27 protein-coding genes and 1 tRNA gene are annotated in these 26488 nt (G+C 68.6%); 5 read left to right on the plus strand and 23 right to left on the minus strand.

Annotation, left to right across the window (positions count from 1 at the left end):
* Positions 1-4: 4 nt before the first annotated feature.
* Positions 5-700 carry an aspartate/glutamate racemase family protein gene (locus MUU77_RS07360; RefSeq protein WP_245093313.1) on the minus strand — a complete coding sequence of 232 codons (696 nt, stop codon included), beginning with the start codon at positions 698-700 and terminating at the stop codon, positions 5-7.
* A 161-nt stretch (positions 701-861) separates the two neighbouring features.
* Here MUU77_RS07360 and MUU77_RS07365 point away from each other — a divergent pair, with 161 nt between their 5' ends.
* On the plus strand, positions 862-1200 hold the full coding sequence (locus tag MUU77_RS07365; RefSeq protein ID WP_245093315.1) for a YciI family protein: 339 nt from the start codon (positions 862-864) through the stop codon (positions 1198-1200).
* Positions 1201-1239: 39 nt separating this feature from the next.
* On the opposite strand, the gene arr is transcribed toward MUU77_RS07365, so the two are convergent.
* Positions 1240-1641, minus strand: coding sequence for an NAD(+)--rifampin ADP-ribosyltransferase (gene arr, locus MUU77_RS07370; protein ID WP_245093317.1), 402 nt, complete (start codon positions 1639-1641; stop codon positions 1240-1242).
* A 200-nt stretch (positions 1642-1841) separates the two neighbouring features.
* Here arr and MUU77_RS07375 point away from each other — a divergent pair, with 200 nt between their 5' ends.
* Positions 1842-2228: a hypothetical protein gene (locus MUU77_RS07375; protein ID WP_245093319.1), complete on the plus strand. Its 387-nt coding sequence runs from the start codon at positions 1842-1844 to the stop codon at positions 2226-2228.
* A gap of 117 nt (positions 2229-2345) precedes the next feature.
* On the opposite strand, the gene MUU77_RS07380 is transcribed toward MUU77_RS07375, so the two are convergent.
* Positions 2346-2795 (minus strand): hypothetical protein, encoded by a 450-nt coding sequence (locus tag MUU77_RS07380; RefSeq protein WP_245093322.1) that lies wholly within the window; start codon positions 2793-2795, stop codon positions 2346-2348.
* A gap of 94 nt (positions 2796-2889) precedes the next feature.
* On the opposite strand from MUU77_RS07380, the gene MUU77_RS07385 reads away from it, so the two are divergent.
* Positions 2890-3099 carry a hypothetical protein gene (locus tag MUU77_RS07385; RefSeq protein ID WP_245093324.1) on the plus strand — a complete coding sequence of 70 codons (210 nt, stop codon included), beginning with the start codon at positions 2890-2892 and terminating at the stop codon, positions 3097-3099.
* A 161-nt stretch (positions 3100-3260) separates the two neighbouring features.
* Here MUU77_RS07385 and MUU77_RS07390 read toward each other — a convergent pair whose 3' ends face one another.
* The 14 genes from MUU77_RS07390 to MUU77_RS07455 form a co-directional block, all read right to left on the minus strand.
* Positions 3261-4856 carry a hypothetical protein gene (locus MUU77_RS07390; protein WP_245093326.1) on the minus strand — a complete coding sequence of 532 codons (1596 nt, stop codon included), beginning with the start codon at positions 4854-4856 and terminating at the stop codon, positions 3261-3263.
* Positions 4857-4971: 115 nt separating this feature from the next.
* A tRNA-Leu gene (locus MUU77_RS07395) sits at positions 4972-5057 on the minus strand.
* 61 nt (positions 5058-5118) lie between these two features.
* Entirely contained in the window at positions 5119-5706 is a 588-nt protein-coding gene (locus MUU77_RS07400) for a cysteine dioxygenase family protein (RefSeq protein ID WP_245093328.1), read from the minus strand.
* A 307-nt stretch (positions 5707-6013) separates the two neighbouring features.
* Positions 6014-7126 carry a homoserine O-acetyltransferase gene (locus tag MUU77_RS07405; protein ID WP_245093330.1) on the minus strand — a complete coding sequence of 371 codons (1113 nt, stop codon included), beginning with the start codon at positions 7124-7126 and terminating at the stop codon, positions 6014-6016.
* 205 nt (positions 7127-7331) lie between these two features.
* On the minus strand, positions 7332-8342 hold the full coding sequence (locus MUU77_RS07410; RefSeq protein WP_245093332.1) for a tetratricopeptide repeat protein: 1011 nt from the start codon (positions 8340-8342) through the stop codon (positions 7332-7334).
* Entirely contained in the window at positions 8342-8800 is a 459-nt protein-coding gene (locus tag MUU77_RS07415; protein ID WP_245093334.1) for a cytochrome c-type biogenesis protein, read from the minus strand. Before MUU77_RS07415 ends, MUU77_RS07410 begins: the two co-directional genes overlap by 1 nt.
* A complete protein-coding gene (locus MUU77_RS07420) occupies positions 8797-9297 on the minus strand; it encodes a DsbE family thiol:disulfide interchange protein (RefSeq protein ID WP_245094299.1) in 501 nt (166 codons plus the stop codon). Before MUU77_RS07420 ends, MUU77_RS07415 begins: the two co-directional genes overlap by 4 nt.
* Before the next feature lie 92 nt (positions 9298-9389).
* On the minus strand, positions 9390-11330 hold the full coding sequence (locus MUU77_RS07425; RefSeq protein WP_245093336.1) for a heme lyase CcmF/NrfE family subunit: 1941 nt from the start codon (positions 11328-11330) through the stop codon (positions 9390-9392).
* A 309-nt stretch (positions 11331-11639) separates the two neighbouring features.
* Positions 11640-12104 carry a cytochrome c maturation protein CcmE gene (ccmE, locus tag MUU77_RS07430; protein ID WP_245093338.1) on the minus strand — a complete coding sequence of 155 codons (465 nt, stop codon included), beginning with the start codon at positions 12102-12104 and terminating at the stop codon, positions 11640-11642.
* A 4-nt stretch (positions 12105-12108) separates the two neighbouring features.
* Positions 12109-12276 (minus strand): heme exporter protein CcmD, encoded by a 168-nt coding sequence (ccmD, locus tag MUU77_RS07435; RefSeq protein WP_162108470.1) that lies wholly within the window; start codon positions 12274-12276, stop codon positions 12109-12111.
* Complete coding sequence (gene ccmC, locus MUU77_RS07440) at positions 12273-13031, minus strand: heme ABC transporter permease CcmC (protein ID WP_245093340.1); 759 nt, start codon at positions 13029-13031, stop codon at positions 12273-12275. Before ccmC ends, ccmD begins: the two co-directional genes overlap by 4 nt.
* Before the next feature lie 32 nt (positions 13032-13063).
* Positions 13064-13750: a heme exporter protein CcmB gene (gene ccmB / locus MUU77_RS07445; protein ID WP_245093342.1), complete on the minus strand. Its 687-nt coding sequence runs from the start codon at positions 13748-13750 to the stop codon at positions 13064-13066.
* Positions 13747-14391, minus strand: coding sequence for a heme ABC exporter ATP-binding protein CcmA (gene ccmA / locus MUU77_RS07450; protein ID WP_245093344.1), 645 nt, complete (start codon positions 14389-14391; stop codon positions 13747-13749). The genes ccmB and ccmA overlap by 4 nt, the downstream gene beginning before the upstream one ends.
* Before the next feature lie 121 nt (positions 14392-14512).
* On the minus strand, positions 14513-15019 hold the full coding sequence (locus tag MUU77_RS07455) for a DUF3293 domain-containing protein (protein WP_245093346.1): 507 nt from the start codon (positions 15017-15019) through the stop codon (positions 14513-14515).
* A 71-nt stretch (positions 15020-15090) separates the two neighbouring features.
* Between MUU77_RS07455 and MUU77_RS07460 the strand changes: the two genes are divergently transcribed.
* Together MUU77_RS07460 and MUU77_RS07465 are read left to right on the plus strand one after the other, a co-directional pair.
* Positions 15091-16242 (plus strand): pyridoxal phosphate-dependent aminotransferase, encoded by a 1152-nt coding sequence (locus MUU77_RS07460; protein WP_245093348.1) that lies wholly within the window; start codon positions 15091-15093, stop codon positions 16240-16242.
* A gap of 172 nt (positions 16243-16414) precedes the next feature.
* Complete coding sequence (locus MUU77_RS07465) at positions 16415-17212, plus strand: amidohydrolase (RefSeq protein ID WP_245093350.1); 798 nt, start codon at positions 16415-16417, stop codon at positions 17210-17212.
* A gap of 851 nt (positions 17213-18063) precedes the next feature.
* Here MUU77_RS07465 and MUU77_RS07470 read toward each other — a convergent pair.
* The 6 genes from MUU77_RS07470 to MUU77_RS07495 form a co-directional block, all read right to left on the minus strand.
* The gene (locus MUU77_RS07470; RefSeq protein WP_245093352.1) at positions 18064-18510 is read right to left on the minus strand and encodes a PaaI family thioesterase; all 447 of its coding nucleotides are present in this window, start codon (positions 18508-18510) and stop codon (positions 18064-18066) included.
* Positions 18507-18899 (minus strand): hypothetical protein, encoded by a 393-nt coding sequence (locus tag MUU77_RS07475; RefSeq protein ID WP_245093354.1) that lies wholly within the window; start codon positions 18897-18899, stop codon positions 18507-18509. Before MUU77_RS07475 ends, MUU77_RS07470 begins: the two co-directional genes overlap by 4 nt.
* A gap of 2 nt (positions 18900-18901) precedes the next feature.
* Complete coding sequence (locus tag MUU77_RS07480; protein ID WP_245093356.1) at positions 18902-20119, minus strand: PQQ-dependent sugar dehydrogenase; 1218 nt, start codon at positions 20117-20119, stop codon at positions 18902-18904.
* Between the two features lie 24 nt (positions 20120-20143).
* Positions 20144-22018 carry an ABC transporter ATP-binding protein gene (locus MUU77_RS07485; RefSeq protein WP_245093358.1) on the minus strand — a complete coding sequence of 625 codons (1875 nt, stop codon included), beginning with the start codon at positions 22016-22018 and terminating at the stop codon, positions 20144-20146.
* Between the two features lie 87 nt (positions 22019-22105).
* Positions 22106-23197, minus strand: a complete 1092-nt coding sequence (locus MUU77_RS07490; RefSeq protein WP_245093360.1) for an efflux RND transporter periplasmic adaptor subunit — start codon at positions 23195-23197, stop codon at positions 22106-22108.
* A gap of 20 nt (positions 23198-23217) precedes the next feature.
* The gene (locus tag MUU77_RS07495) at positions 23218-26313 is read right to left on the minus strand and encodes an efflux RND transporter permease subunit (RefSeq protein ID WP_245093362.1); all 3096 of its coding nucleotides are present in this window, start codon (positions 26311-26313) and stop codon (positions 23218-23220) included.
* Between the last annotated feature and the right edge of the window lie 175 nt (positions 26314-26488).

A 26488-nucleotide genomic window follows, 5' to 3' on the forward strand; every position in this document is an offset into this window, starting at 1 on the left:
GGGCTCAGTCCGCCAGCGCGGCCTCCACCGCGGCGCCGGCATGCAGGGCGGTGGTGTCGAACAGCGGCACGCGTGCGTCCTGCGGCCCCACCAGCAGGCCTATCTCGGTGCAGCCCAGGATGATGGCCTCGGCACCGCGGGCGACCAGCGCGTCCATGACGCGGCGGTAGTCCTGGCGCGAGGCGTCGCGCACCACGCCGCGGCACAGTTCGTCGTAGATCACCTCGTGCACGCGGGTGCGCTCGTCCGCATCCGGCACCAGAACCTGCAGGCCATGGCGCTCATGCAGGCGCTGGCGGTAGAAGTCCTGTTCCATCGTGAAGCGCGTGCCCAGCAGGCCGACGGTGCGATGGCCGGCCGCCGTGATGGCCGCGGCGGTGGCGTCGGCGATGTGCAGCAGCGGGATGGTGACCGCCGCCTCCATCTGCGGCGCCACCTTGTGCATGGTGTTGGTGCACAGCACCAGCAGGTCGGCCCCGGCCGCCTGCACGCGGCGCGCCGCCTCGGCCAGCAGCGCGCCCGCGGTGTCCCAGTCGCCGGCGCGCTGCAGCTGTTCGATCGGGTGGAAGTCCACGCTGTACAGCACGATCTGCGCCGAATGCAGGCCGCCCAGCCGGGCCTGGATGCCTTCGTTGAGCAGGCGGTAGTAGGGCAGCGTCGATTCCCAGCTCATCCCGCCGATCAGTCCGATCGTCTTCATGCGTGTTCCACCACGTGTGCCTGAGGTGGACGGATTATGCGGGGCGGCGCGCTGCGCAGGGTTGAGCGGTTTGACGGGTGAGGGTAGGTTGGATTGCACGCGCGCGGGGCTGCGCCACCGTCCCGCCCGATGCCGTCGCCCGGCCAGCAGAGGACGCCCGAATGAAATACCTGATCTCCTTCCCCAGCGCGGCGATGGTCGCCAGCGGGGACGAACTGGACGCGGCGGGCCGCGATTCGCACGCGGTGATCGAGCAGGCGAAGGCCGCGGGTGTGTACGTCTTCGGCGGCGGCATCGACGAGCGCGAGCCGCCGCTGCGCGTGTCGGCCGACGGCGCGGTGGCCGAAGGCGGCTATCCGTGGGCGCCGCCGCTCACCGGCGGCTTCACCGTGCTGGAACTGCCCTCGCGCGAGGAGGCGATCGCGTGGGCGGCGCGGCTTGCGAAGGCCTGCCGCTGCGATCAGGAACTGCGGGTGTTCGGGTTCGATCCGGCCTCGTAGGCCGGCGAACACGAAACGGACACCGCACGCGGCCGCGCCTCAGTCCTCGATGGCTTCCACGCCCTGCCGATCCAGTTCCGCCAGGCGCTCGCGCATGGTGGTGAGCTGTTCGGGCGTGTGGCCTATCCAGCCTTTCACTTCGGCGACCACGCGCAGGGGGTCGCGCGTGCGGTAGGAGCGGGTGGGATTGCCGGGGAAACGCTGGTTGGTGAGGTTGGGGTCGTCCTCGAACGGGCCGGTCGGTTCGACGATGTAGATGTGTCCGTGGCCTTCGCCGACGGCCAGTTCCGCGCCCCAGATGGCGGCTTCCAGCATGGCGGTGAGGTAGACGTACCGGGCGGTGCGGCGCTTGCCGAAGTTGGAGGTGTAGCCCGCGGCGATCAGGTCGCCGGGTGCCAGCCTGGCCTTGGTGCCGTGGTAGTAGATCTCGGTATGGCGCATGGGGGTGGTGTTCCGGCGGCCTGCCACAGCGGCAGGCCGGCGATACTGCGGCGCGCGGCGGGCCTTGCCGCAAGCCCCGGGGCGTTATATAAATTTAGGGTGGGAGGCGCGGCGCGCCTCCCTTTTTTTCGCTTCGCAGTGGCGCGCGTGGCTGGCAGGATGGGGGCAGGAGTGTCGTGTCGTTTGGGAGTCGCTCAGTTATGAAGCAGCTGTCCCGCGTCTTGGTTCCGTGTGTGTTGTTGTCCGGCCTGACCGCCTGCGGTTGTGTGGACGAATACGTCGACACTCTGCCATCTCCCGACGGCACGCTGAAGGCCGAGCTGCGCCATTGCGGCTGCAGCCTGACCACCTACCGCCGCACCCAGGTCATGGTGCTGGAGTCTTCGCGCAAAGCCGAGTGCATGGCCTCCACCGGCGTTGCCGGATTCGATGCGCCCTTCGACCACGCACCGCTGAAGCTGCGGTGGCGGTCCAACGACACGTTGCATGCGAGCTACCCGGACTATCCCAACTTTCCGCAGACGCAGTACAGCGCGGGTGATCCGGCGAGGCCCAAGGTGACGCTGGTGTTCCAGAGCGAGCCTTAGGGTGCGCTTGGCTGATGACTGACACCCGGCATGCGCGGTGCTAGGGCGTCGCGAGGTTCACCGGTCGTCCGGAAGCAATTGCACTCTGACCCCTGCTTCTTGGCCAAAGCTAGGGTTCTACTCAACTTGGCGAGAAGCCCAGTCACCTACACGGCGGGCTTCTTCAATCCAATCCAGGGCTTCGCGGTAGCCGTCTTCGCTTTCCAGGACGCGGTCCGCCAGGGGCCGCCCTGTCAGTGTGAAGTACGCATCGAAGTCAGCAGGCGTGAGTCCGGCGGCCTCGGTGGCTTGGTGGAACAGGTGCCAGCGCATCGCGCGCTTCTCAAGTTCGTAGCGCGGCCAGAACTCTGGAAGGACGTCTGCATCCGCGCGCACACGATTGGCCGGCTCTCCCCGGCGTTTGTCCTTGGGGGCAAGGCGCTTGGCGGTGGCGAGGAGCAGATGGGCCATATCCTGCCGCTCAAAGGTCCCATTCGCCGTCTGCAGTTGGCCTGCACACCGGTCCAGGGCGGCCGAGAGCTCGCGGAGCGAGGCTTGGATGTACGGATTCGGGTGGTCTTTGATCATTGCTCGACAGTGCACGGGCTGCGAACAGCGCCCATCCATCACGGTAGACGTCTGGTGAGGCCATTTCCCTATGACGATGGGCGCGATATCTCCCATGGCGGCGAACCCGATGCTCGCGAACTTAGCCCGCACTCGGATCATCCCGAACAGCGTGGAGGGCTACCAGCTGCTCAAGCTTGACGGCCAGTGCGGCGGCCTGGATTCGTTGCGCAAGCAGTTATCGGTGCGGTTCAAGAACAAGCTGGCGAGGGGCGAGCCGGAAGAGGATGAGGAGCCGTTGGTGGAGAGTGCAGCGTCGGCGTAGGGCATGCCGATTACGGTTGGATAGGTGCATAACAAGGGGCGTATGGCTCCCTTGTTTTGTGCGGGATCGAAGGAACAGGTTGGGGTGAGCTTGCGAAGCCCAGCGCCATAGGGCGTGCAGATTTGAATTTCAATTCATCAATGCAAACTATGAGCTCGGAGTCAGTCACTACGTTGTTGGGGAGCGGGATGATCTGTGGTATCGGAGATTGCCTCGTCCTCTTCGTCATCATACTCAACTGGAGAGGGATCGCCGGCCGAGCCTTCCTTTAGCTTCAATACTTTTATAAGGGCGGGGTGGACGACTACTTCGCCGCTGAAATTCTTTTGCGGAAACTTTGTGTCGTAAACGAACTCTACTTTGCTGCCGCCCTTCTTTCCTCCGACAATGGGAACGCCCACGACGCCGTAGTCGTAAAGATCACTCAGCCACTTTGTGGGGTCGCTACATGAGGGGGACACTTCCATTACCGTCGCCACCCACGTCGCTTTATTGAACTTCGCGTGGCCAATACGATTCAATGTTAGAAAGTAATCGTCGGTGTTAGGTAGTTGCTTATGCATTTCGTCTACAAGTTCACCGTAGATGTGTTCAGAGTAGGAATCTTCGGCTGCATAAACTTCGTCGCGTGTTGCGATAGACACACCGTTCTTTTGCGCCGCTTTCTTTATCTCTAAGCAGAACGAAATCAAGTCTCTTGGGCGACGCATTGTGCGCTTCAGGATGTATTTTTTTATCGTCGTTCTTTGGCGGATTCGCTGAGTTGAAATCACCGAGTCCCAGGCGTCCTCGATGGTGACAGGGCAAGCATCAGCGATGCGTTTGCTTGCCATTTTAATGAGTGCATCGTCTGTCCAAACGATCTTTTCAATATCCTGAGCCAGTTTCCCTTTGTCGCCAAAGCGTAAGAGATCGTAGATGTCCGTCCTGAGGAACAAAACTACAAAAGGCGTTCGCATTGCTTGTTTGAATACGATGTTGAGGTTGCGCGCGGCTTTGATCGCGCCTGCGAGCATCAGCTTAATTTCATCTGAGGCATCCCATCCATCGTCCAGTTTATCGATAAAGATACTCAGCGGGTGCTTCTTAAGGCATTGAGTCGCGAGTGCCTCGAGTTGCTTGTTCCACTCGTGAGCGGTCCTTGCGAGGGTCGCTCCTTCCGCCGCATCTTTAAACTCCACCGCGCCCAAGCCGCCAATATCGCCTGCATTCGGGAGTTCGAGTTTTCTCAAGCGTTTTGCTCTATCGAACAGTATATCGAGGGTGTCCCCGACGGCATCCGCTCCATATATTTTTAGATGGAGGGCGGTTGCGGCGGCACTGACGTCCTTGTGAGGCGATTTCATCCACGCGCGGCAGGCTGCTACAAGGTATGTGAAGACCCATGACGCCATGTATCTGGTGTCGGCTGTGCCGCCAAGTTCTTGGATGGCTTTGTGAGCGTCCCACGCATAGTCATCAAACTCGAGGCGAACGACTTGCGGCGTCGGAAACCTTGCTTCACGAAACAATGCAGTCTTGCCCGACCCTTTACGGCCTAGCACGATCATCCGCTCACCTTTGCGGATATGTTCCGTAACTCCGGTGTCCAGAAAGAAGTCTGTGAGCTTCGGATCGCTCTCTGCATCCAGTCGACCGAAATCCACCTGCCGTATGTCCGCAAGAGTTTTGCTTGTCATTGGGTCTTCCTTGTAAGCAGATAGTGTTTGTAAAAACTCGTGGGAAGGGTTCAGTACCGATTGCCATGATGCCGGCATGCGGCAATGACGGGTAGCCCGGCATCGCCGTTGAGAACTGCCAGCGCCTCATCCCATCCTACGAGATACCTAGGCCTCACAAACGAAAAAACCCCGGATGTCCAGGGTCTGATCGTGGTGCCGGAGGTGGGACTCGAACCCACACGCTTTTAAGGGCGGCGGATTTTGAGTCCGCTGCGTCTACCATTCCGCCACTCCGGCGCGGAGGCGAAGTATAGCCGAGCCGGCACCCCCGCCGACAGGCCGGGGGCCTTACAGCGCCTCAATTCACCTGATCGGTGCCCAGCAGGCGCTCGCCGCGCCGCTGCCAGCCCCCGCCACCGGCCTCGTCCTCCGGCGTGTAGATCCCGCACCGGACCATCGTGCGCTGGTACACGTGCAGGCTCACCGCGATGGCCTTGTCGCTGGGATTGCGGATGGTGTGGTACTCGTGCGGCGGGATCAGGCTGCCCGCCGACCCCGTGCCCGCCTCGATGGTGCCCGCCGGCACGAACCGGTACCGCACGTCATCGCGCTCGGCCAACTCGTACTGGGTGATCTCCAGCCGCCCCCGCCACACCCCCTCCACGCACCACATGCCCGAATGATCGTGGATCTTGGTGCCCTGGCCCGGGCCCCACGTCATCGCGATCACGCTGTAGCCATGCTCCGGACTGGTGTACAGCTCACGGCGCGCGTAATGGTCGGCGATCGGCTCCAGCACACAGGCCGGCAGGCTGACCTCCTGGTCGCAGATCAGTTCGCACAGCGACTTGCGCAGCGCATCGGTGACGGCACGGTCGTCGCCCAGTGCGACGGCCGCATCCAGCGAGGCGACCAGCTTGTCGGCGCCGGGAAAATCGAGGGTCATGGGACGGCCCCGGTAAGAAGGTGCGCCCAGTTTAGCCGGGTGGGCGCGGACGGGGTTTTGCGGTGCGGGATGGTCGGCGTTTCCCTCGCCCCGCTTAGCGGCGGGGAGAGGGTGCCCAACGGGCGGGTGAGGGGCGAACGGAGAGGGAACGCATCGGCGCCGGGGCGATACCGCGCTCGCCCCTCATCCGCCCTCCGGGCACCTTCTCCCCGTCTCGCGGGGAGAAGGAACAGCTTTGAGGTTCCCCCCAGCCTCATCCGCCTTCCGCGCCTTCTCCCCGCCGCGGGGGAGAAGAGAGCAACTGCGGTCAGATCGACCCCAGGAACCCCGCCACCGCCGGGCCGAAGCGGTCGTAGTCCACCAGGAACGCATCGTGGCCCTGCGGCGATTCCAGCGGCAGGAACTCCGCCTGCGCACCGCCGGCGGCCAGGCCCTCGGCGATCTGCTGCTGCTGCTGCAGCGGGAACAGGATGTCGGTGGCCGCCCCGATGGCCAGCGCCCGCTGCACGCGGATCTTCGCCAGCCCCCGCATGACATCCCCGTCCGCGTATTCGGCCATGTCGAACCAGTCCATCGACCGGCTGAGATAGAGATAGCAATTGGGGTCGAAGCGGCGCACGAAGCGGCGCGCATGGCCTTCCAGATAGCTTTCCACCTGGAACTCCAGGCCGAACGGATCCTCGTCCGGGCGGTCGGACTCCAGCCGCACCCGGCCGAAGCGGCCATCCCATTCCAGCGCCGAGCGGTAGGTGATCACGCCCAGCTTGCGCGCCATGCGCATGCCCGATTCCGGATACGTGTCGTCGTCGTACTGGCCGCCGTTCCAGTGCGGGTCCAGCCGGATCGCCTCGCGCTGCAGCGAACGGATGGCGATGGAGAACGGCAGCGCCTGCGCACTGCCGGAGATGTTGATGTGCGTGCGCGCCGCGCCCGGATGCAGCAGCAGATAGGCCAGCGCGGTCATCCCGCCCATCGAATTGCCGATGATGCAGGCCAGCTGTTCGATGCCCAGCCCGCGCACCACGTCGAAGGCCGCGTGGGCGCCGTCTTCCACCGACAGCTCGGGGAAGTCCAGGCGGTACAGCGCACCGGTATCGGGATTGACCGAGGCCGGGCCGGTGGAACCCTTGCAGCTGCCCAGCGAGTTCACGCACACGACGAACCAGCGGTCGGTGTCGATCGGCTTGCCCGGGCCCAGCATGGGCTCCCACCAGCCGTCGGCCGGGTTGCCGGGCGTGCGCGCGGCATGCGCATCCGGCGACAGCCCGGTGACGATCAACACCGCATTGTCGCGGCGCTCGTTCAAGGTGCCCCAGGTTTCGTAGGCCATGCGCGCGCCATGCAGCGCGCCACCGCGCTTCATGCGGAACGGCGAGGGCAGGGGATGGAAGCGGGTGCCGGGGGGAATGAATTCGGTCATCGCGGCAGTGTAGGCAATGCGGCGGGGTGATGCCATTTCAGCAACGACCGCGTACAAGAATGCCCGTGTAGGAGCGCCCCATGGGCGCGATGCTTGTGAGCCGGATGGCCGCCGCCTTGAAAAGCATCGCGCCCATGGGGCGCTCCTACAACGGATGCGGAGGCGTACGACAGATGCGGATGCGCAACGCCTGCCGCGTGCGGCCCTACGGCACCACCCGATCGATCGTCAGCGTGTAGCGGTTGCCGGCCTTGACCTCGGCGGTGACGGCGGCGGCTTCCAGGTCGCCGGACTGCGCGGCGGGGCCGTTGCCCTTGGCGATGCGCGCGACCAGCTGCACCTGCGGCAGCTGCGACAGCTTCAGCGTGGGCATGGGGCTGTCGCCGTCGCCCAGCGGCACGGTGACGGGGAACGCCGACGCCGGCAGGCGCTTGGCCGCGACCGGCATCGGCGGGCCACCCACCTGGCGCGCGAACACGAACAGCGTGTCGCCCGGCGCCAGCTTCTCTTCCAGTGCGGGCGCGAGGTCCACGGTGACGGTGAGCAGCGCCGGCGATGCGTCCGCGGCGGGCGCGGCATCGGCCAGCGGCGGCAGGCCGGCTTCGGCGCGGGCTTCGTCGATCTGGGTGCGCAGGGTGGCGGCGGTATTCGGGTCGACCTTCGCCAGCAGCGGCTCCCAGGTCTTCGCGGCCTCGGCGTGCTTGCCTTCCTGCCGCTGCGCCAGGCCCACGAACCACCGCGCGCGCTGGTGGTCGGGGTTGATCGCGATGGCCTTGTCCAGCAGCTCCCGGGCCCGCGCATCCAACTTGCGTTCGGCGTTGTTGAACAGGCGCGCCTGCGCGGCTTCCACCAGCAGGTCGGCGTCGTCGGGCATCAGCTGCACCGCGCGCTCGAAGGCCTTCTGCGCATCGGCGTAGCGCTGCAGCGCGGCGTAGGACTTGCCCAGCAGGCGCCAGCCTTCGGGTTCGTTCGGCTTCTTCTGCAGCTCGGCCTCCAGCTGGCCGATGGCCTCTTCCAGCGTGGTCGGCATGGTGGCGGTGGCCTGCGGTTCCAGCGCGGCGGGCGTGCCGACCACGCGGTACAGCGCGAAGGTGGCCACGCCCAGCGTCGCCACGCCGGCCAGCACCAGCCCGCGCGCATCGCGCCACAGCGGCCACAGCACCGCCAGCAGCACGGCCACGGACAGCACGATGGCGAGGATCACGAAGGCGGTCATCACCACTCCTGGTCGTTGTCGTCGGTGACGGGGCCCGGCTGTTTGGCGCGGCGCGCCACGATGCGCCCGACCCACACGCCGCCGGCCAGCAGCAGCAACAGCGGCCCGAACCAGAGGATGTAGGTGCCGGGCGCCACGTCGGGCTTGTACAGCACGAACTCGCCGTAGCGGTCCACCAGGAACTGCTTCACCTGCGCGTCGTCCTTGCCCTGGCGCATCAGCTCCAGCACCTCGCGCCGCAGGTCGTGGGCGATCTGCGCGTTGGAATCGGCCAGCGACTGGTTCTGGCACATCACGCAGCGCAGTTCGGCGGTGAGCTTGTGGAAGCGGGCTTCTTCCGCCGCATCGTTGAACTGCAGCGGGGTGGGGTCGCTGGCCTGGGCGAAGAGGGGCGCGGCGACGGCGACCAGCAGGGCCAGCAGCAAGGCGCGCAGCAGCAGGACGGGAGAAGTACTCATCGGCCGGCTTCGATCTTCTCGAGCGCGGGAATCAACTGGTGGTCGATGATGGCCTGGTCGATGGCGCCGACGTGCTTCCAGCGGATCACGCCGTTGCCGTCCACCAGGAAGGTTTCGGGCGCGCCGTAGATGCCCCAGTCGATGGCGGTGCGGCCTTCCACGTCGGCGAGCACCATCATGTACGGGTTGCCGAACTGCTCCAGCCAGCGCAGGGCGTCCGGGCGTTCGTCCTTCAGGTTGTAGCCGATGAAGCGCACGCGCTTGGTCAGCGCGAACTGGGTGAGGACCGGATGCTCGACCCGGCATTCCGGGCACCAGCTGCCCCATACGTTCATCACGTAGGGCTGGCCGGCCAGGTCGGCGTTGGTCACGCGCTTGTTGGGTTCGTGCAGCAGCGGCAGGTCGAAGGCCGGTGCCGGCTTGCCGATCAGCGGCGAGGGCAGCGCGTCGCGGCCGGCGCGGTCGGACTGCTTCACGCCGTAGTACAGCAGGCCCATCAGGCCGACGAAGAACAGGCCGATGATGACCAGCGCGAACGTCAGCGCGCCGCGTGAGCGCGGGGGCGAGGGCGGGAGTTCGGACGCGTTGTTCATGCGGGGGTCGCCTCGGACTTGCGGGGGTTGCGGAACCGGCGGTCGGCGGCGGTGACGAAGCCGCCCAGCGCCATCAGCGCGGCGCCCAGCCAGATCCAGCGGACGAAGGGTTTGATGTGCACGCGCAGCGCCCAGGCGCCATCGCCCAGGGGTTCGCCGATGGCGACGTAGACATCGCCGAGCACGCCGGGCCGGATGCCGGCCTCGGTCATCACCTGGCCGCCGCTGGCATAGGCGCGCTTCTCCGGGTGCAGCAGCGTGACCGGGCGGCCGTCGCGCAGCACCTGCACGTGGCCGCGGTCGGACAGGTAGTTCGGGCCCTGTGTCTCATCCACGCCCTGGAAGTGGAAGCCCCAGCGGCCGACCTCGACGGTCTGGCCCGGCTTCACCGCCAGTTCGCGCTGCACGTTCAGCGCTTCCACCAGCAGCGCGCCGACCAGGAACACGGCGATGCCGGTGTGCGCCAGCGTCATGCCCAGCATCTCCGGGGTGAAGCGGCCGTTGGCGCGCAGGCGCGACCACAGGAAGCGCACGGTGCCCAGGCCGACCCAGGCCGCGCCCAGGATGCCGGCGGCGGCCTTCAGCTTGCCCTGCGGCGCGACGAAATAGGCCACGACGGCCAGCACCAGCGACAGCAGCAGCCACGGCAGCAGCATCGCGCCCAGGCGCGAGGCCTTGTCGCGCTGCCACTTGGTAAGCGGGCCGAACGGCACCAGCGCCACCAGCGGCGCCATCAGCACGATGAACAGCAGGCTGAAGTAGGGCGGGCCGACCGAGATCTTGCCCAGGTCCAGCGCGTCGGCGATCAGCGGGTACAGCGTGCCCAGCAGCACCATCGCGCAGGCCGCGGCCAGCAGCAGGTTGTTGGCCAGCAGCAGCGTCTCGCGCGAGCCGGCGGCGAAATACGACTTCTCCGAGGCCTCATCGGCCAGCTGCGGCGCGCGCCAGGCATACAGCAGCAGCGAGCTGCCGATCACGAGGCCGAGGAAGACCAGGATGAAGACGCCGCGGCTGGGGTCGGCGGCGAAGGCGTGCACGCTGGTGATCACGCCCGAGCGCACCAGGAACGTGCCCAGCAGCGACAGCGAGAAGGCCGCGATGGCCAGCAGCAGGGTCCAGCCGCGGAAGGCGCCGCGCTTCTCGGTGACGGCCTGCGAGTGGATCAGCGCCGCGCCCACCAGCCAGGGCATGAAGCTGGCGTTCTCCACCGGGTCCCAGAACCACCAGCCGCCCCAGCCCAGTTCGTAATAGGCCCACCAGCTGCCCAGGGCGATGCCCAGGGTCAGGAAGCCCCAGGCGATGTTGGTCCACGGCCGCGTCCAGCGCAGCCAGCGCGCGTCCACGCGGCCGTCCAGCAGGGCGGCGATGGCGAACGCGAACGGCACCACGAAACCCACGTAGCCCACGTACAGCAGCGGCGGATGGATGATCATCCCCGGGTCCTGCAGCAGCGGGTTCAGGTCGCGGCCTTCGCCGGGCGAGGGCAGCAGGCGGATGAAGGGATTGGAGGTGAAGATCAGGAAGGCGAGGAAGCCCACCGCCACCACGCCCATCACGCCCAGCACCCGCGCCATCACCACCTCGGGCAGGCGGCGCGAGAACAGCGCCACCGCGCCGGTCCAGATGGCCAGCACCAGCGCCCACAGCAGCAGCGAGCCCTCGTGCGAGCCCCACACCGCGGTATAGCGGTAGACCATCGGCAGCAGGGAGTTGGAATTGTCGGCGACGTACTTCACCGAGAAGTCCTGCCGCACGAACGCCACCGTCAACGCGATGAAGGCCAGCATCACCAGCCACAGCTGCGCGTAGGCGGCCGGACGCGCCACGTCCATCCAGGCGGCCTTGTTGCGATGCGCCCCGGCCAGCGGCAGCAGCGCCTGCAGGGCGGCCACCAGCAGGGCCAGGATCAGCGCGATTTGTCCGAGTTCAGGGAGCATCAGTCATCCATTCCCTCGCCCTGCGGACGGGGGTGAGAACGATCTGCTTGCGCGGCATGCCGCGCAGATCGTTTGAACGCCGGGCGCGCTGCGCCCGGCCGGGGTGGGTGCCGAAGGCGGGTGAGGGGCGAGCGGCGTCGCGGAGTTGCGAACCATCCGCGCACATCCGGGTGCGCGGACGGGATGTCCGACAGCGGCGCCTGAAAGCAAACGCGCCCCTCATCCGGCCCCGTATCGAGTACGCGGCAGGCTCTGCGGCCACCTTCTCCCCGCACGCGGGGAGACGGGAATGGTCGGCAGGCGCGAGGATCAATTCGATGACCCCGCCGGTGCGGTCTGCACGTCGTGCTTCTGGTGCGCCTTGCCCATCTTGTCGGCGACTTCCTTGGGCATGTAGGTCTCGTCGTGCTTGGCCAGCACGTCTTCGGCCACGAACACGCCGTCCTGCATGGCGCCGGTGGCGACCACGGCCTGGCCCTCGCGGAACAGGTCCGGCAGGATCTTGTCGTAGCGCACGGTCAGCTGCGCATCGCCATCGGTGACGCGGAAGTGCGAGACCAGCGAGCCGTTCTCGCGCTCGAACGAACCTTTCTCGACCATGCCGCCCAGGCGGAAGCGGGCGCGCTCGCTGGCATCGCCGCGCAGCACCTCGGCCGGCGTGTACAGGTAGGCCACGTTGCGCTGCAGGGCCATCGCGATCAGCGCGGTGGCGGCACCGGCCACCAGCAGGGCCAGCAGCACGAACAGCAGGCGGCGGCGACGGACGGGATTCATGCGGTCAGCGTTCCAGGTCGGCGGGGGCGGCGTGGCGGCGGGTCTCGCGCGCGGCGCGCAGGCGGGCGGCGCGCAGTTCGCGCCGCACCTGCAGGCGTGGTGCGAGGAAATCCCACGCCAGCACCAGGGCGAACACGGCGTAGGCGCCGATGACGTATTCCAGGTAGGTCACTGCGCGGCTCCCTTCGCGGCGGCGAGTCTGGCCACCCAGTCCTTGCCGGCCTCGCGGCGCAGGTTGTCGGCGCGCGCGCGCGCCAGCAGCGAGCCGGCGAACCAGAACTTCGTCGCGATCACCATCAGCACCAACGGCAGGGTCATGCTGCTGTCCATGCTGGACTCGCCGAACACGCGGATGGTCTGGCCCTGGTGCAGCGAGTTCCACCACACCACCGAGTAGCGGATCACCGGCAGCAGCGCCACGCCGACGATGGCCAGCAGGCCGGCCGCGCGCGCGGCGTTGCGGCGGTCGTCGATGGCGCCGTACAGGCCCATCACGCCCAGGTACAGGAACAGCAGCAGCAGCTCGGTGGTCAGGCGCGGGTCCCAGTCCCACCACGTGCCCCACATCGGCTTGCCCCAGATGCTGCCGGTGGCCAGGGTGATGACGGTGAACGCCGCGCCGGTGGGCGCGCAGGCCATGGCCAGGATCTCGCACAGCTTGATCCGCCAGACCAGCGCGATGGCCGCGTAGAACGCCATCAGGCCGAACACGAACATGCTCATCCACGCGCTGGGCACGTGGATGTAGAGGATGCGGAAGCTGTCGCCCTGCTGGTAGTCGGCCGGGGCCACGAACAGCGCCTGCCACAGGCCGACGCCCAACAGCACGAGGGCGGCCAGATAGCACCACGGTGTCCAGCGCGCCGCGAAGCGGTCGAAGTAGGGGGGCGAACCGAGTTGGTGGAACCAGCGGAGCAGTGGGTTCATACGGCCTGGGGATTCATGCGCGGCGTCGGTCTTCAGGTCAGGGCGATGCGGATCGCCGCGGCGGCGGCCAGCGGGGCGAGCAGCAGCGACAGCAGCAGGCCGGCGGCCAGCCAGAGGAGGGCGCCGGAGGCATCCAGCCCTTGCGCGTGGGCGGCCACGGCGCCGGCGCCGAACACCAGCACCGGCACGTACAGCGGCAGCGCCAACAGGGCCACAAGGATACCAGAGCGCCTCATGCCGACCGTCAGGGCGGCGACCACCGCGCCCAGCAGGCTCAGCAGCGGCGTGCCCAGGGCCAGCGTGGCCAGCAGCATCGGCCACTCGCTGCGCGGCAGGTGCAGCATCTCGCCCAGCAGCGGCGCGGCCAGCACCAGCGGCAGGGCGGTGGTGGCCCAGTGGGTCAGCACCCGCACCAGCACCAGCCAGGCCAGCGGCACCGGGGCCAGGATCCACTGTTCCAGCGAGCCGTCCTCGGCATCGCCGCGGAACAGCGTGTCCAGCGACAGCAGCCCGGCCAGCAGCACGGCGACCCACAGCACCGCGGGCGCCACCTTCGACAGCGCCTGCGGCGAGGTGCCCAGGCCCAGCGCGAACAGCACCACCACCAGCAGCGCGAACAGTGCCGGCTGCAGCGCATCGCCGCGACGGCGCCACAGCAGCCGCACGTCGCGCACGACCAGCGCGCGTGCGGTCTGGAGCAGGGAAGGCGCGGCGCTCATGCCGGACGCTCCAGCAGCAGCATGCGGGTCTGCACCGGCGGCGCCGCGTAGGCGCCGTGCGTGGTGACCAGGGCCGCGCCACCGTCGCGCAGGTGCGCCGAGATCATCCGGTTCACCAGGGTGATGCCGTCCAGGTCGAGGTTGGCGTAGGGCTCGTCCAGCAGCCACAGCGGCGAGGGCGACAGCCACAGGCGGGCCAGCGAGAGGCGCTTCTTCTGCCCGGCGGAGAGTTGCCGCGCCAGGGCGTCCTCGTAGCCGGCCAGGCCGACCATGGCCAGTGCGTTGCCGGGCATCTGCCGCGCACGGCGGCCATGCAGGCCGCAGAGGAAGTCGAGGTTCTCCAGCGCGCTCAGGTCGGCCTTCAGCGCGGGCAGGTGGCCCAGATAGGCCATCGCATGCGCCCGGCGGGACGGGCCGGCGGGTTGTCCGTCGATATCGATGCGGCCGGCATCGGCGCGCAGCAGCCCGGCAAGCACGCGCAGCAGGGTGGTCTTGCCCACGCCGTTGCCGCCCTGCACCAGCAGCGCCTCGCCCGCGTCCACGGCGAACTGCAGGGGCCCGAACACCGGCTCGTCGTTGCGCGAGAACGTCAGGCCCTGGGCGGCCAGCAACGGCGGATGGGAGGGAGCGGCGTCGGTCATCGGATCGGGCGTTCCCGGAAGGGAGGCTGGGGTGTCCTGAAGGCTCAGCCGCCCATTCTAAACGGAGCCGCCGACCCGGCCGCCTGCGACAGACCGTCGCGCCCCGCGCCGTACCGGCGGGTCAGCCCACCCAGTCGGTGTGCGGATCGCCATCGGCATTGGCCGGGCGCGGCCACATCATGCGCAGGCGGACGGGCTGGCCGGCGCTCCAGCAGAGCGTGCCGCCCTGGCCGAATTCCCGCGCCAGCGCATCGGCCTGGGCCAGGGTGGCGTCCAGGACCAGGCAGCCGTACTCGGCCATGCCGCCGCGGTGGTCGCAGCCCAGCGCGGGGTGCAGCGTCAGCCCCAGCGCGTGCACGCGCGCCTCCAGCCGGGCCTGGGCGGCATGGTTGTCGGCGCGCGGGGTCTCGCCCGGTGGCGGATTCCAGGCCGTGATGAACAGATAGCGGTCGGCCATGAGCTGCCGCTCGATCTCCGGCGCGGTCAGGCCCGTGCAGAACAGCCATTCCCTGCGGCCAAGAGTGACGAAGTAGTGCGCCGCTGCCCAGGCGCTGGCCAGCCGTGCGCGCTCGGATTCGGGCACGTCCCCGTTCGCGGTGCCGTCGGCAGGAACGCTGTGTTCGGCCATGGCCGCATCATCGCGCGTAACGCCGAGCGCGTACACTCCGTGCTCCCCCTCCGCCGAGTACCTGAACCGGGATGTTCCAGCCGCAGACCAAGCTGCCCAAGGTGGGCACCACCATCTTCACCGTGATGTCGCAGCTCGCCGCCGAGCACGGCGCGGTCAACCTGGGCCAGGGCTTCCCGGACTTCGCGGTGCCGCAGCGGCTGGTGGACGAACTGGACGCGGCCATGCGCGCCGGGCACAACCAGTACGCGCCGATGACGGGCGTGCCGCCGCTGCGCCAGGCCATCGCCGAGAAGGTGCTGCGCTGCTACGGCCGCCAGGTCGACCCGGACACCGAGATCACCGTGACCAGCGGCGCCACCGAGGCGCTGTTCAACGCGATCCACGCGGTGGTGCGCCCGGGCGAAGAAGTCATCGTGCTGGACCCGGCCTACGACAGCTACGAACCGGCCATCGACCTGGCCGGCGCGCGCGCCGTGCACGTGCCGCTGGATCCGCGGACCTTCGCGGTGGACTGGGACCGCGTGCGCGCGGCCGTCACGCCGAAGACGCGCCTGCTGATCGTCAACAGCCCGCACAACCCGTCCGGCGCGATGTTCGACCAGGCCGACATCCGCGCGCTGGCCGCGCTGCTGGAAGGCACCGGCATCTACCTGATCTCCGATGAGGTGTACGAGCACATCGTGTTCGACGGCCGCCGCCACGAGTCCATCCTGCGCTATCCCGAACTGGCCGCGCGCGCCTTCGTGGTCTCCAGCTTCGGCAAGACCTACCACTGCACCGGCTGGAAGATCGGCTACGCCATCGCGCCGCCGGCACTGAGCGCCGAGCTCCGCAAGGTGCACCAGTACAACGTGTTCTGCACGTTCGCGCCGGCGCAGCATGCGTTCGCCGCGATGATCCGGCAGGAGCCGGAGCACTACGAACAGTTGGGCGCGTTCTACCAGGACAAGCGCGACCGCTTCCGCGAACAGCTGCTGGGCACGAAGTTCAAGCCGCTGCCGGTGCCGGGCGGCTACTTCCAGCTGGTCGACTATTCCGCCGTCAGCGACCTGCCGGATGCCGAGTTCGTGAAGTGGCTGACCGTCGAGCACGGCGTCACCGCGATTCCACTGTCGCCGTTCTACGAAACGCCGCCGGCCGGCCAGCGCCTGGCGCGGCTGTGTTTCGCCAAGAACGAGGCGACGCTGGATGCGGCGATCGCGCGGTTGAAAGCGCTGTAGTGATCCGTCATTCCGGCGGCTTTCAACAGCCGAATGGCTGTTCAAGCCGGAATCCATCTGGTTTTGCTCCAGGTCCGGGAAGTGGCAAAGCCAATGGATCCCAGCGTTCGCTGGGATGACGTCGGAACCATTGCGATCGTCGTCACTTGACGGCGGTCTGGAGACAGAATCCATGCAGGACCTGCGCATTTCCCTTGTCCAGGGCGAAACCCGCTGGCACGACCCGGCGGGCAACCGCGACTACTACGCTGGCCTGATCGCGCCGCTGGCCGGACAGTCCGATCTGGTGGTGCTGCCGGAGACCTTCACCAGCGGCTTCAGCAACGAGGCCATCGATCAGGCCGAGGGCATGGACGGCGCCACGGTGGCATGGATCCGCGAACAGGCGTCCAGGCTGGGCGCGGCGGTGACCGGCAGCGTGCAGCTGCGCACAGCGGACGGCGTGTTCAACCGCCTGCTGTTCGCCACGCCCGATGGCAGCCTGCAGCACTACGACAAGCGCCATCTGTTCCGCTACGCCAACGAGCACAAGCGGTATGCGGCAGGCAGCGGCCGGCTGACGGTCGAGTGGAAGGGGTGGCGGATCAATCCGCTGGTCTGCTACGACCTGCGCTTCCCGGTGTTCGCACGCAACCGCTACGACGTGGAGCGGGCGGGACAGCTGGATTTCGACCTGCAGCTCTTCGTCGCCAACTGGCCGGCACCGCGCGCTCATGCGTGGAAGACGCTGCTGCGGGCGCGTGCCATCGAGAACCTGTGCTACGTGGCGGCGGTGAATCGTGCGGGCACGGATGGCAATGGGTTGGAGTATGCGGGCGACAGTGCGGTGGTCGACATGCTGGGGCAGCCGGTGGTGGAGTTGCCGGCGGGCGAGGGTGTGGTGACAACGACGATTTCGGCTGAAGCGCTGGTGGCGCATCGGGAACGGTTCCCGGCGATGCTGGATGCGGACCGGTTCGAGCTGCGCTGAACCATGCCGCCGGAACCCCCAAAGTCCTCTCCCTGCGGCGACCGAAGGACGTCCCTGTGGGAGAGAGGATTGGGGTGAGCGCTAACGAAGTCCGTACCTTGGGCCTGCCTTGGCGGTAGCCAGCTTCGCGTTGGGCTTCGGTTCTTGGGCCCACTGGGATGGGCTTTTCTCCTTTGAAGCATGGCGCCGCTGGCCGCGGGGGCCTTACTTTTCTTTGCTTGTGCAAAGAAAAGTAAGCAAAAGAAACACACCCCGGCGGTCCGCCCGCCGCTGAGCGGCGGGTGCGCAGTCCCGGCGGGAATTTTCGGACGGGGCATCCTGCCCCGGCCGAAAACGGCGCACATCCTTGTGCGCCGCCCTGCGGGTTTTACCCGCCGGGACTGCCGGACCTAAGGGGCCCCAGGGGCAAAAGCAAACGCGTCCGCGCCCGCGATCTGCATGTGCTGTTGCTCCTGCTTTTCGGGGCCCCCATGAGGCACGGCGAGTGGGCCGGGTAAAACCCGCAGGGCGCCGTCATGGATGACGGCGTTTTCGTATGGCACAGGGATGTGCCATACGAAAATTCCCGGCCCGCCCGCGGACCCGGAGCGAAGCGCAGGGCGTGCCGCCTGGGGCGTGTTTCTTTGGTTCCTTTCTTTGCACGAGCAAAGAAAGGAACGCCCCCGCGGCGAGCGGCACCATGCCGGACACAAAGCAGGCAAACCCGGAAGACCCGACAGGTTCACAGGGAATATGCGTTCGGAGACCATCGCCGATGCGGCAAGACCGCACGCAGTCGTTGCCCCTCACCCCAACCCCTCTCTCCCACAGGGACGTCCTTCGGTCGCCGCAGGGAAAGGGACCCAACCGCGTCAGCTGCCCTTCTGCGGCAGGATCTGGCACACCGCCTGGCACATCACCAGCACACGGCCGGCGTCGTCGCGCACCTCGCCCGCGAGGAACAACTGCGTGCGCGTGCGTTCCACCAACCGCGCATGACAGATGATGTGCGACATCTCCTGCGTCACCGGGCGCAGGTACTGCGTGTTGAGCGAGGTCGTCACGCTGGGCGGCGCGATCAGGTAGGAGAACGGGCCCAGCGTATTGTCCAGCGCCGCCACGATGAAGCCGCCCTGCATGTGCCCGATCGGATTCTGGTAACGCTGCACCACGGGGAAACGCATGGCCAGCGACTGCCCTTCGACGTAGCCGACCGGCTCGCCCTGCATGTCGGTCAGACAGGGCGGCGGGATCTGCAGGGGCGCGTCCGCCGGCAGGCGCGCGCGCAGCAGGGCGTTGATGTCGGTGCCGTCGCTCATGGCGTGAAGCTCAGTTCGAACGAGGTGAGGAATGGCGCGCGCGGCGGGGCGGGCAGCGTCCTGCCGGCGATCTGCGCCTGCACGCAGGCTGCCAGCGCCGTGCCGCCATCGCGCCACGTCCGCGCCACCTTGCCGGCGGCGTCCAGTTCCGCCACCACCACGAACGGCGAGGTGTCGGCATCGGGGGCGGCGCAGCGGGCGATGGCGTCGTCCAGCACGCGTGCCTGGGCGTCGCGCATCGCCTGCGAGGTCAGGGGATGCAGCGACGCTTCGTCCGCGTCGGCGCGCTGCTTGGCCTGTGCATAGTCCATGATCGACTGCGCGTGGGCGGAAAGCGCGGTGGCCGCCGCGAGCACGAGCAGGGCGAGGGCGGCGGCGGGCAGGCGCATGGTCACGGCGCCTTCGGCGGTTCGATCCGCAGCAGCTTGCCGTCTTCCTCGTCGGTGACCACGTAGACGTTGCCGTCCGGACCCACGCGCACGTCGCGCACGCGTTCGCCGATCTCGTTGAGCAGGCGTTCCTCGCCGAGGACGGTGTCGCCCTGCAGGGTCAGGCGGATCAGGTTGCGTTCGGCCAGCGAGCCGAGGAACAGGCTGTCGTTCCACGGACTTTCGGGACGTCCGGTGTAGAACGCCATGCCGGATACGCCGGGCGACTTCTCCCAGACATGGTAGGGCGGCTCCATGCCGTCCTTCGCCTTGCCCTCGGCCTCGGGGATGGGCTGGCCGGAGTAGTTGATGCCATGGGTGATGACGGGCCAGCCGTAGTTCCTGCCGGCTTCGGGCAGGTTGATCTCGTCGCCGCCGCGCGGGCCGTGCTCGCTCTGCCACAGCTTGCCGGTGCGCGGGTCCAGCGCCATGCCCTGCATGTTGCGGTGGCCGTAGCTCCAGATCTCCGGGCGCGCGCCGGGCTTGCCGACGAAGGGGTTGTCCTGCGGCACGCTGCCGTCCAGGTTCAGGCGCACCAGCTTGCCCTGCAGCTTGTCCAACTGCTGCGACATCGGCCGCTTGTTGCGTTCGCCCTGGCTGATGAACAGATGGCCCTTGCCGTCGAAGACCAGCCGCGAGCCGAAATGGTTGGGGCCGTCGACCTTAGGCTCCTGGCGGTAGATGACCTTCACGTCGGTGAGCGCGTTGCCGGCCAGCGTGCCGTAGGCGACGGCGGTGCCCGCGGTGCCGTTCTCGCCCGGCTCGGCATAGCTGAGGTACAGGCGTTGCGTGGTGGCGAAATCCGGGGCGAGCGCCACGTCGAGCAGGCCGCCCTGGCCGGTGGCGAAGACCTCCGGCACGCCGGTGATGGGCGCGGACACCGCACCGTCGGTACCGACGCGCCGCAGCGCGCCGCCGCGCTCGGTGACCAGCATCGCGCCGTCGGGCAGGAAGGCCAGCGCCCACGGATGGACCAGGCCGCCGGCCACCTGGGTGACGCGGATCTGGCCCTTGGCGCTGGTCAGCGTCTGTGCGGGCGGGCTGGCCGGCGCGGCCGGCGCGGCCTGTGCGGCCGCAGGCGCCGTAGCGCCCGTTGCGTCGCCGTTGGCGGAGGAATGGCACGCGGCCAGCGGCAGCGCGAGCAGCAGGGCGGTGGCGAGTCGATGGGGAGCGTGGCGCAACGTCGTATCTCCTGTGGGGGAAAGTCAGCGGTAGCCGGCGGCCTGCAGTTCGAACAGTTCGGCGTAACGGCCACCCTGGGCCATGAGCTGCTCGTGCGTGCCGCTGGCTTCCAGGCGGCCCTCGTCGAGCACCAAAATGCGGTCGGCCATGCGCACGCTGGAAAAACGGTGCGAGATCAGCACGGCGGTCCGATTGTCCGACAATTCCTTGAAGCGTTGGAAGACTTCGAACTCCGAGCGTGCGTCCAGGGCGGCGGTGGGTTCGTCCAGGATCATCACCTGCGCATCGCGCATGTAGGCGCGGGCGATGGCGATCTTCTGCCACTGGCCGCCGGAAAGGTCGACGCTGTCCTTGAAACGGCGGCCGATCAGCTGGTCGTAGCCGCGCGGAAGGCGTTCGATCACCTCGTCGGCCATCGCGCGCGCGGCGGCGGCGCGGATGCGGTCCTGGTCGTGCATGGCCTCGATGCGGCCGACGCCGATGTTCTCGCCCGCGGTCAGGTGGTAGCGCACGAAGTCCTGGAAGATCACCCCGATGTTGGCGCGCAGGTCGTCGATGTCGTAGTCGCGCAGGTCGCGGCCGTCCAGCAGGATGCGGCCCTCGTCCGGGTCGTACAGGCGGGCCAGCAGTTTCACCAGGGTGGTCTTGCCGGCGCCGTTCTCGCCCACCAGCGCCAGCACCTCGCCGGCGTGCAGTTCGAAGTCCAGGTGGCGCACCGCCCAGCGTTCGGCATCGGGATAGCGGAAGCCGACGTTCTCGAACACGAAGCCGCGGGCGATCGGGCGCGGCACCGGCACCGGCTGCGCCGGTGAGGTGATTTCCGGCTCGATCTCGAAGAACGAGAACAGATCGTCCAGGTACAGGGCCTGTCCGGCCACCTGCGAAAAGCCGATCAGCAGGCCCTCCAGCAGCTGGCGCAGGCGCAGGAAACTGCCGGCCAGGAAGGTCAGGTCGCCGATGCTGAAGTCGCCGCGCACCGTGCGCCAGGCGATGTAGCCGTAGGCCACGTAGTAGCCCAGCGTTCCCAGCGCCGCCAGCAGCGCGCCCCACACCGCGCGCCGCCGCGCCAGCGCGCGGTTGGCGAGGAAGAACTTCTCGGCCAGCGTGCGGTAGCGGTCGATCAGGAAACGGTGGAGGTTGAAGATCTTCACCTCCTTGGCCGTTTCCACGCTGGCGCCCATCTGGCGCAGGTACTCCAGCTGGCGGCGTTCGGGCGTCCACTGGAAGTTCAGCGAATAGCCCAGCGCATTGAAATGCGCCTCGCCGATGAAGGCCGGCACCAGCGCCAGCGCCAGCAGCGCGATCAGCCATGGCGCGTACACCAGCAGGCCGGCGGCGAAGCTGACCACGGTGATGGCATCCTGCACCTGGCCGAACAGCTGGCTCATCAGGTTCATGCGCCCCATCGTCTGGCGGCGCGCGCGGTCCAGCTTGTCCTGCAGGTCGGGGTCTTCGAAGTCCTCCAGGTCCAGCTGCGCCGCATGCTCCATCAGGCGGATGCTGGTGGCGTTGGTGAACAGCTCCGACAACAGCGCATCGGCGTAGCTCACCAGCCGTCCCAGCAGGTCGGACACGATGGCCAGGCCGAATTCCAGCGCCAGCAGGCCCAGCAGGGTGTCGAGCTGGCCACCGCGCCAGGCTTCGCCCAGCGAGCCGAAGTCCAGCCCCAGCCCGACCAGGCCGATGGCCTCGTCGATGATCAGCTTGCCGATGTACAGCGTGGCCACCGGCATGAGCGCGCGCACCCCCCGCAGGCCCAGGCTGGCGAGGGTCAGCGTGCGGCTGGTCTGCCAGATCTGGCGCAGGAAGGGCGCCAGGTTGCGCATCGCATCGAAGCGTTCGCGCAGGTTGGGTTGGCCGGCGCGCCGCGCGGGCGCATGCGAGGAAGGGGACGCCATGCGGGGATTGTGCCTGCTATCCCCGTCGTCGTCAGTGAACGCCTCGCGCCGCCGATTCCCGAGCCGGCGTCATCGCGCGTGGAGGCTTCAACGCAGCGCCAGGGCCGCCAGCGGTTGCACGGACACGGGCTGTCCGGCGTCCACGCGTTCGCCGCCCCGCACGATCAGGCGGTCGCCGGCGCGCACGTCGCCGCTGATTTCGACCAGTCCGTCCACGGTGGCGCCGGTCTTCACCGCCAGCCGTTCGGCCTTGCCGGCATTGTCCACGCGCAGCACGAAGTCGCCTTCGCGGCGCAGGATCACCGCATCGCGCGGCACGGCCACGACGCTGCGGGGCTCGGCGCTGGGCAGTCCCACTTCCACGGCCGTGCCGACCGGTGCCTGCGCACCGCCCAGGGCGATGCGCAGTTCCAGCTGTCGCGAGGCCTCGTCGCCCACCGGCACCAGCGCGCTGACGGGGTAGTCGCGCTCGCCGTCGGCGCTGCGCACGCGTACCGCCGTGCCCGGGCCCAGGTGACGTGCCAGTTCCACCGGCGCGCGCACGCGCACCTCGGGCGCGGCGGTGTCCACCAGCCGCGCCACCGATGCGCCGGTCACCAGGTACTCGCCGCGCTGGGTGTGGCGTTCGGCCACCACGCCGTCGAACGGCGCACGCACCACCATCTGGGTGCGCTGGTGCCGGATCTGGGCCAGCTGGGCCTGCGCGCGGGCATGGTCCTGCGCCAGCATGTCGCGCTCGGCCCGCAACTGCTCGTACTGCGAACGCGCGATGTTCTGCTGGGCCGCCAGCTGCGCATAGCGTTGCTCCTGGCGCACGGCCAGATCCAGCTGGGCCCGGATGCGGGCCAGCTCCGCCTCGCTCTCGCGAGCGCGCAGGCGCAGCGCCGTGTCGTCCAGCACCGCCAGCGCCTGTCCGGCGCGTACGCGCTGCCCGACCTCGGCCACCTGCAGCACGCGCCCTTCCAGTTCGCTCGCCACCCGCGCGTCGCGACGGCTGATGATGCTGCCGGGCGCCCAGTGGCGTGGCGCGAAGTCGGTACGCACCGCCGGGGCGACGCTGACAATGGCGGGCGGCGCTTCGGCGGCGGGGGCACTGGCATCGGCGTCCAGGCGGAGCAGGGGCAGGGCGAGGATGCCGGCCAGCGCGAGCGCGATGAGGGATTTGTGCAGCAGGGGCATGTCGTTCTCCGGAGCAGGGGTCAGGAAGCGGGGGGATGCAGCGGCGCGGCGTGCATCGACGGCACGGCGGCGGGGGCTGCGCGGCGGGTCGCCAGGCGCAGCAGCGCAGGCACCAGCACCACGGTGAACAGCAGGCTCAGCGCCACGCCGCCCACCGACACGGCGGCCAGGCCGCGATAGATCACCGCGCCGGGGCCGGGATTGATGGCCATCGGCAACGCGCCCAGCACGCCGGTGAGCGCCGCGATCAGGATCGGGCGCAGGCGCTGTTCCAGCGCCTGCTTCAGGGCCGTGTCCAGGGACGCGCCTTGCGCCTGCGCTTCGCGCGTCTGTGCGACCAGCAGGATGGCGTTGTTGATCACCATGCCCAGCAGCATGATGAAGCCGATCATGGACAGCAGGTCCAGCGTCTGCCCGGCCGCCAGGTCGAGCACGCGCAGGCCGGCCACGCCGCCCAGCACGGCCATCGGCAGCGTGGCCATGACGAAGGCGCTGTCGCGCAGCGAGCGGAACATCGCCGCCATCAGCATGAACAGCACCACCAGCGCCATGGCGAAGTTCATGCCCATGCTGCGCACCACTTCGCCCAGCCGGTCGGCGCTGCCGGAGACGCGGATGGCGGCATCCGCCGGCAGGCGGTCGCGCAGCGCCGGGACGATCTCGTCGTCGACGATGTCCAGGGCCTCTTCCAGCGACATCGCCGCCGGGGGATCGACGGTGAGGGTGACCGTGCGGCGGCGGTCGATGCGGCGCAGCTGGTTGGGCGCCAGCACGGTGTCCACCTGCGCCAGCTCGGCCAGGCTCAGCACGCCGCCCTGCGGCGTGGCCAGGGGTGCGGCGCCCAGGCCGGCGATGTCGTCTTCGCTGCCGCTGCGCAGGATGATGGCCAGGCGGCGGTCGCCGTCGAAATGCTCGCCCAGCCACTGTCCGTCGCCCAGCGTGCGCACCACGGTGCCCAGTTCGGGTCGCCGCCAGCCTATTTCGGCCAGGCGCCGGTCGTCGGGATTGACGCGCAGTTCCGGCGTGCCGCCGTCGGCGCTGGGCCAGGCCTGCACATTCGCGCCGGCGAAGCGCTCGGCCAGCAGCTTGCGTCCGGACTCCGCCGCGCGGGCGAGCGCGTCGCCGTCGCCGTGCTGCAGGTGGATGGCGATGGCGCGCGCCGAACCCCCGAAGCTGCCGAACAGCTCGCCCTCGCTGGCGAAGGCGCGCGTGTCCGGGAAGCCGACGACGATCTCATCGCGCACGATGCGCTCCAGTTCGCCGATATCGGCCGGGTCCACCACGCGCGCGCCCAGCGTGCCGCCGCCCGGCCACAGGTTGAGGTACCAGTTGCTCAACTGCGGCCCCTTCTCTCCGTCCATGTAGGGCCGCATGCGTTCCAGCAGCACCGGTGCGATCTCGCGGTTCACGCGCTCCGGGCTCATGCCGGGCGGGAAGTTGAAGAACGCATCGACGGCGGCGCGCTTCACCGGCGGCAGGTAGTCGATCTGCGGCATCAGCAGCGCGGCGAGCAGGGCGGGCGCCAGCACGAGCGCGCCGACCCAGCCCCACTGGCGCGTCCGGCCCTCGGTGGTCTTCAGTGCCCAGTCGCTCAGGCGCGACCAGAACCGGTGCTGGCGTTCTTCGCCAGGCCGCGTGCGCAGCCAACTGCCGGCGGCGGCGGGCAACACGGTGACGGCGATCAGCAGCGAGATGCCGACGGCGATGGAAATGGTCAGGGCGAGATCGGCGAACAGCTGGCCTTCCACGTCCTCCATGAAGATCACCGGCAGGAACACCGCCACCGTCGTCAGGGTGGAGGCGACCAGTGCGCCACCGACCTGGCGCGTGCCCTCCAGCGCGGCGCGCGCGGGTGGCAGGCCTTGCTCGCGCAGGCGCACGATGTTCTCGGCCACCACCACCGCCGCATCCATCACCATGCCCACCGCGAACGCCAGTCCGGCCAGCGAGATGACGTTGAGGCTGCGCCCGGTCAGCTGCAGCACGATGAACGTCGCCAGCAGCGAAATGGGAATGGCGCAGGCGATCAGCGCGGTGGCGCGCACGTCGCGCAGGAACCACCACAGGCAGCCCACGGCCAGCAGCACGCCGACGGTGAGGCTGCCGGACAGCAGGCCCAGTGCGCGGTTGATGAAGACCGAGGCATCGAAGCTCTGGGCGATGTCCAGGCCCCGCGGCCGGAGTTCCTGCTCGCGCACCTCGGCGACGACCTGCTTGACCTGGTCCAGCGTGTTCAGGACGTTGGCGCCGCTCTCGCGCAGGATGCGCAGGCCGATGGCGGGATTGCCGTTCTGGTAGGCGAAGAAGCGCTGCTCGGGCCGCTTGACCTGGACGCTGGCGACATCGGCCAGGCGCACCGGGCGGCCGTCGCGCCAGGCCAGGATCAGCTCGCCCAGTGCCTCGGGCGAATAGCGCCCGGCGAAGCGCAGCACGTATTCGCGGCGGCCGGCTTCGACCACGCCCCCGGACACATCGGTGGCGCGCGCGGCCACGGCGGCCACCTCGGGGATCTGGATGCCGAGCGCCGCGGCGCGCGCCAGGTCCAGGGTGATGGTCAGCTCCTCTTCCGCGCCGCCATTGATGTCCACGCCGGCCACGCCGTCGACCGAGGTCAACCGCGGCACGATGCGGTCCTCGATGAACTGCCGGTAATCCAGGATGTCGCCACGCGTGCCGGGCAGCTTCTGCACGAAGAAGTAGGTCAGCGAATTGTTGGCGTTGTCCGCGCCGGCCTGCACCACCGGCGGCGTGGCGTCGCGGGGCAGCGGCTGCAGACGGTTCATCCGCGACAGCACTTCCACCAGCATGGCGTCCATGTCGCTGCCCACGGCGAAGGTCAGGTTGATGGAGCTGTTGCCGGCATTGACGTTGGAGGCCATCTCCTCCAGCCCGGGCAGGCCCTGCATCACCGTCTCGATGGGCTCGACGATCTCCGACTCCATTTCCTGCGGCGAGGCGGCGCGCCAGCTGGTCTGGATGGACATCTGCGGGCGTTCGATGTCGGGGAACAGCTGCAGCGGCAGCTTGCCCAGGCTCATCAGGCCGAACGCGCAGACCATCGCCACGACGACCGCGACGGCGGCCGGATTGCGCAGGGAGGCTTCGGTGAGTTTCATCGTGCGGGTCCGCGGGGTGGTCGGCGGTGCGCACGATGCGCGCAGCGAACGCGGGCGTTATGGCCCGGAAGTCATGCGTGGCGCGGCGTTGCGGTGAGTGGTGGATGCGCTACGACGAGCCGAGTCTGGAGATTCCCGATTACGCTGGAGACGCACCAGATTCCTGCATCGTCAT

This window comes from Pseudoxanthomonas sp. F37, from assembly GCF_022965755.1.
Taxonomy (GTDB): Bacteria; Pseudomonadota; Gammaproteobacteria; order Xanthomonadales; family Xanthomonadaceae; genus Pseudoxanthomonas_A.

Coding starts and splice junctions, on each gene's coding strand:
- MUU77_RS07360 (WP_245093313.1), bottom strand. CDS start 700: ATGAAGACGATCGGACTGATCGGCGGGATGAGCTGGGAATCGACGCTG.
- MUU77_RS07365 (WP_245093315.1), top strand. CDS start 862: ATGAAATACCTGATCTCCTTCCCCAGCGCGGCGATGGTCGCCAGCGGG.
- arr (WP_245093317.1), bottom strand. CDS start 1,641: ATGCGCCATACCGAGATCTACTACCACGGCACCAAGGCCAGGCTGGCA.
- MUU77_RS07375 (WP_245093319.1), top strand. CDS start 1,842: ATGAAGCAGCTGTCCCGCGTCTTGGTTCCGTGTGTGTTGTTGTCCGGC.
- MUU77_RS07380 (WP_245093322.1), bottom strand. CDS start 2,795: ATGATCAAAGACCACCCGAATCCGTACATCCAAGCCTCGCTCCGCGAG.
- MUU77_RS07385 (WP_245093324.1), top strand. CDS start 2,890: ATGGCGGCGAACCCGATGCTCGCGAACTTAGCCCGCACTCGGATCATC.
- MUU77_RS07390 (WP_245093326.1), bottom strand. CDS start 4,856: ATGCCGGCATCATGGCAATCGGTACTGAACCCTTCCCACGAGTTTTTA.
- MUU77_RS07400 (WP_245093328.1), bottom strand. CDS start 5,706: ATGACCCTCGATTTTCCCGGCGCCGACAAGCTGGTCGCCTCGCTGGAT.
- MUU77_RS07405 (WP_245093330.1), bottom strand. CDS start 7,126: ATGACCGAATTCATTCCCCCCGGCACCCGCTTCCATCCCCTGCCCTCG.
- MUU77_RS07410 (WP_245093332.1), bottom strand. CDS start 8,342: ATGACCGCCTTCGTGATCCTCGCCATCGTGCTGTCCGTGGCCGTGCTG.
- MUU77_RS07415 (WP_245093334.1), bottom strand. CDS start 8,800: ATGAGTACTTCTCCCGTCCTGCTGCTGCGCGCCTTGCTGCTGGCCCTG.
- MUU77_RS07420 (WP_245094299.1), bottom strand. CDS start 9,297: ATGGGCCTGCTGTACTACGGCGTGAAGCAGTCCGACCGCGCCGGCCGC.
- MUU77_RS07425 (WP_245093336.1), bottom strand. CDS start 11,330: ATGCTCCCTGAACTCGGACAAATCGCGCTGATCCTGGCCCTGCTGGTG.
- ccmE (WP_245093338.1), bottom strand. CDS start 12,104: ATGAATCCCGTCCGTCGCCGCCGCCTGCTGTTCGTGCTGCTGGCCCTG.
- ccmC (WP_245093340.1), bottom strand. CDS start 13,031: ATGAACCCACTGCTCCGCTGGTTCCACCAACTCGGTTCGCCCCCCTAC.
- ccmB (WP_245093342.1), bottom strand. CDS start 13,750: ATGAGCGCCGCGCCTTCCCTGCTCCAGACCGCACGCGCGCTGGTCGTG.
- ccmA (WP_245093344.1), bottom strand. CDS start 14,391: ATGACCGACGCCGCTCCCTCCCATCCGCCGTTGCTGGCCGCCCAGGGC.
- MUU77_RS07455 (WP_245093346.1), bottom strand. CDS start 15,019: ATGGCCGAACACAGCGTTCCTGCCGACGGCACCGCGAACGGGGACGTG.
- MUU77_RS07460 (WP_245093348.1), top strand. CDS start 15,091: ATGTTCCAGCCGCAGACCAAGCTGCCCAAGGTGGGCACCACCATCTTC.
- MUU77_RS07465 (WP_245093350.1), top strand. CDS start 16,415: ATGCAGGACCTGCGCATTTCCCTTGTCCAGGGCGAAACCCGCTGGCAC.
- MUU77_RS07470 (WP_245093352.1), bottom strand. CDS start 18,510: ATGAGCGACGGCACCGACATCAACGCCCTGCTGCGCGCGCGCCTGCCG.
- MUU77_RS07475 (WP_245093354.1), bottom strand. CDS start 18,899: ATGCGCCTGCCCGCCGCCGCCCTCGCCCTGCTCGTGCTCGCGGCGGCC.
- MUU77_RS07485 (WP_245093358.1), bottom strand. CDS start 22,018: ATGGCGTCCCCTTCCTCGCATGCGCCCGCGCGGCGCGCCGGCCAACCC.
- MUU77_RS07490 (WP_245093360.1), bottom strand. CDS start 23,197: ATGCCCCTGCTGCACAAATCCCTCATCGCGCTCGCGCTGGCCGGCATC.
- MUU77_RS07495 (WP_245093362.1), bottom strand. CDS start 26,313: ATGAAACTCACCGAAGCCTCCCTGCGCAATCCGGCCGCCGTCGCGGTC.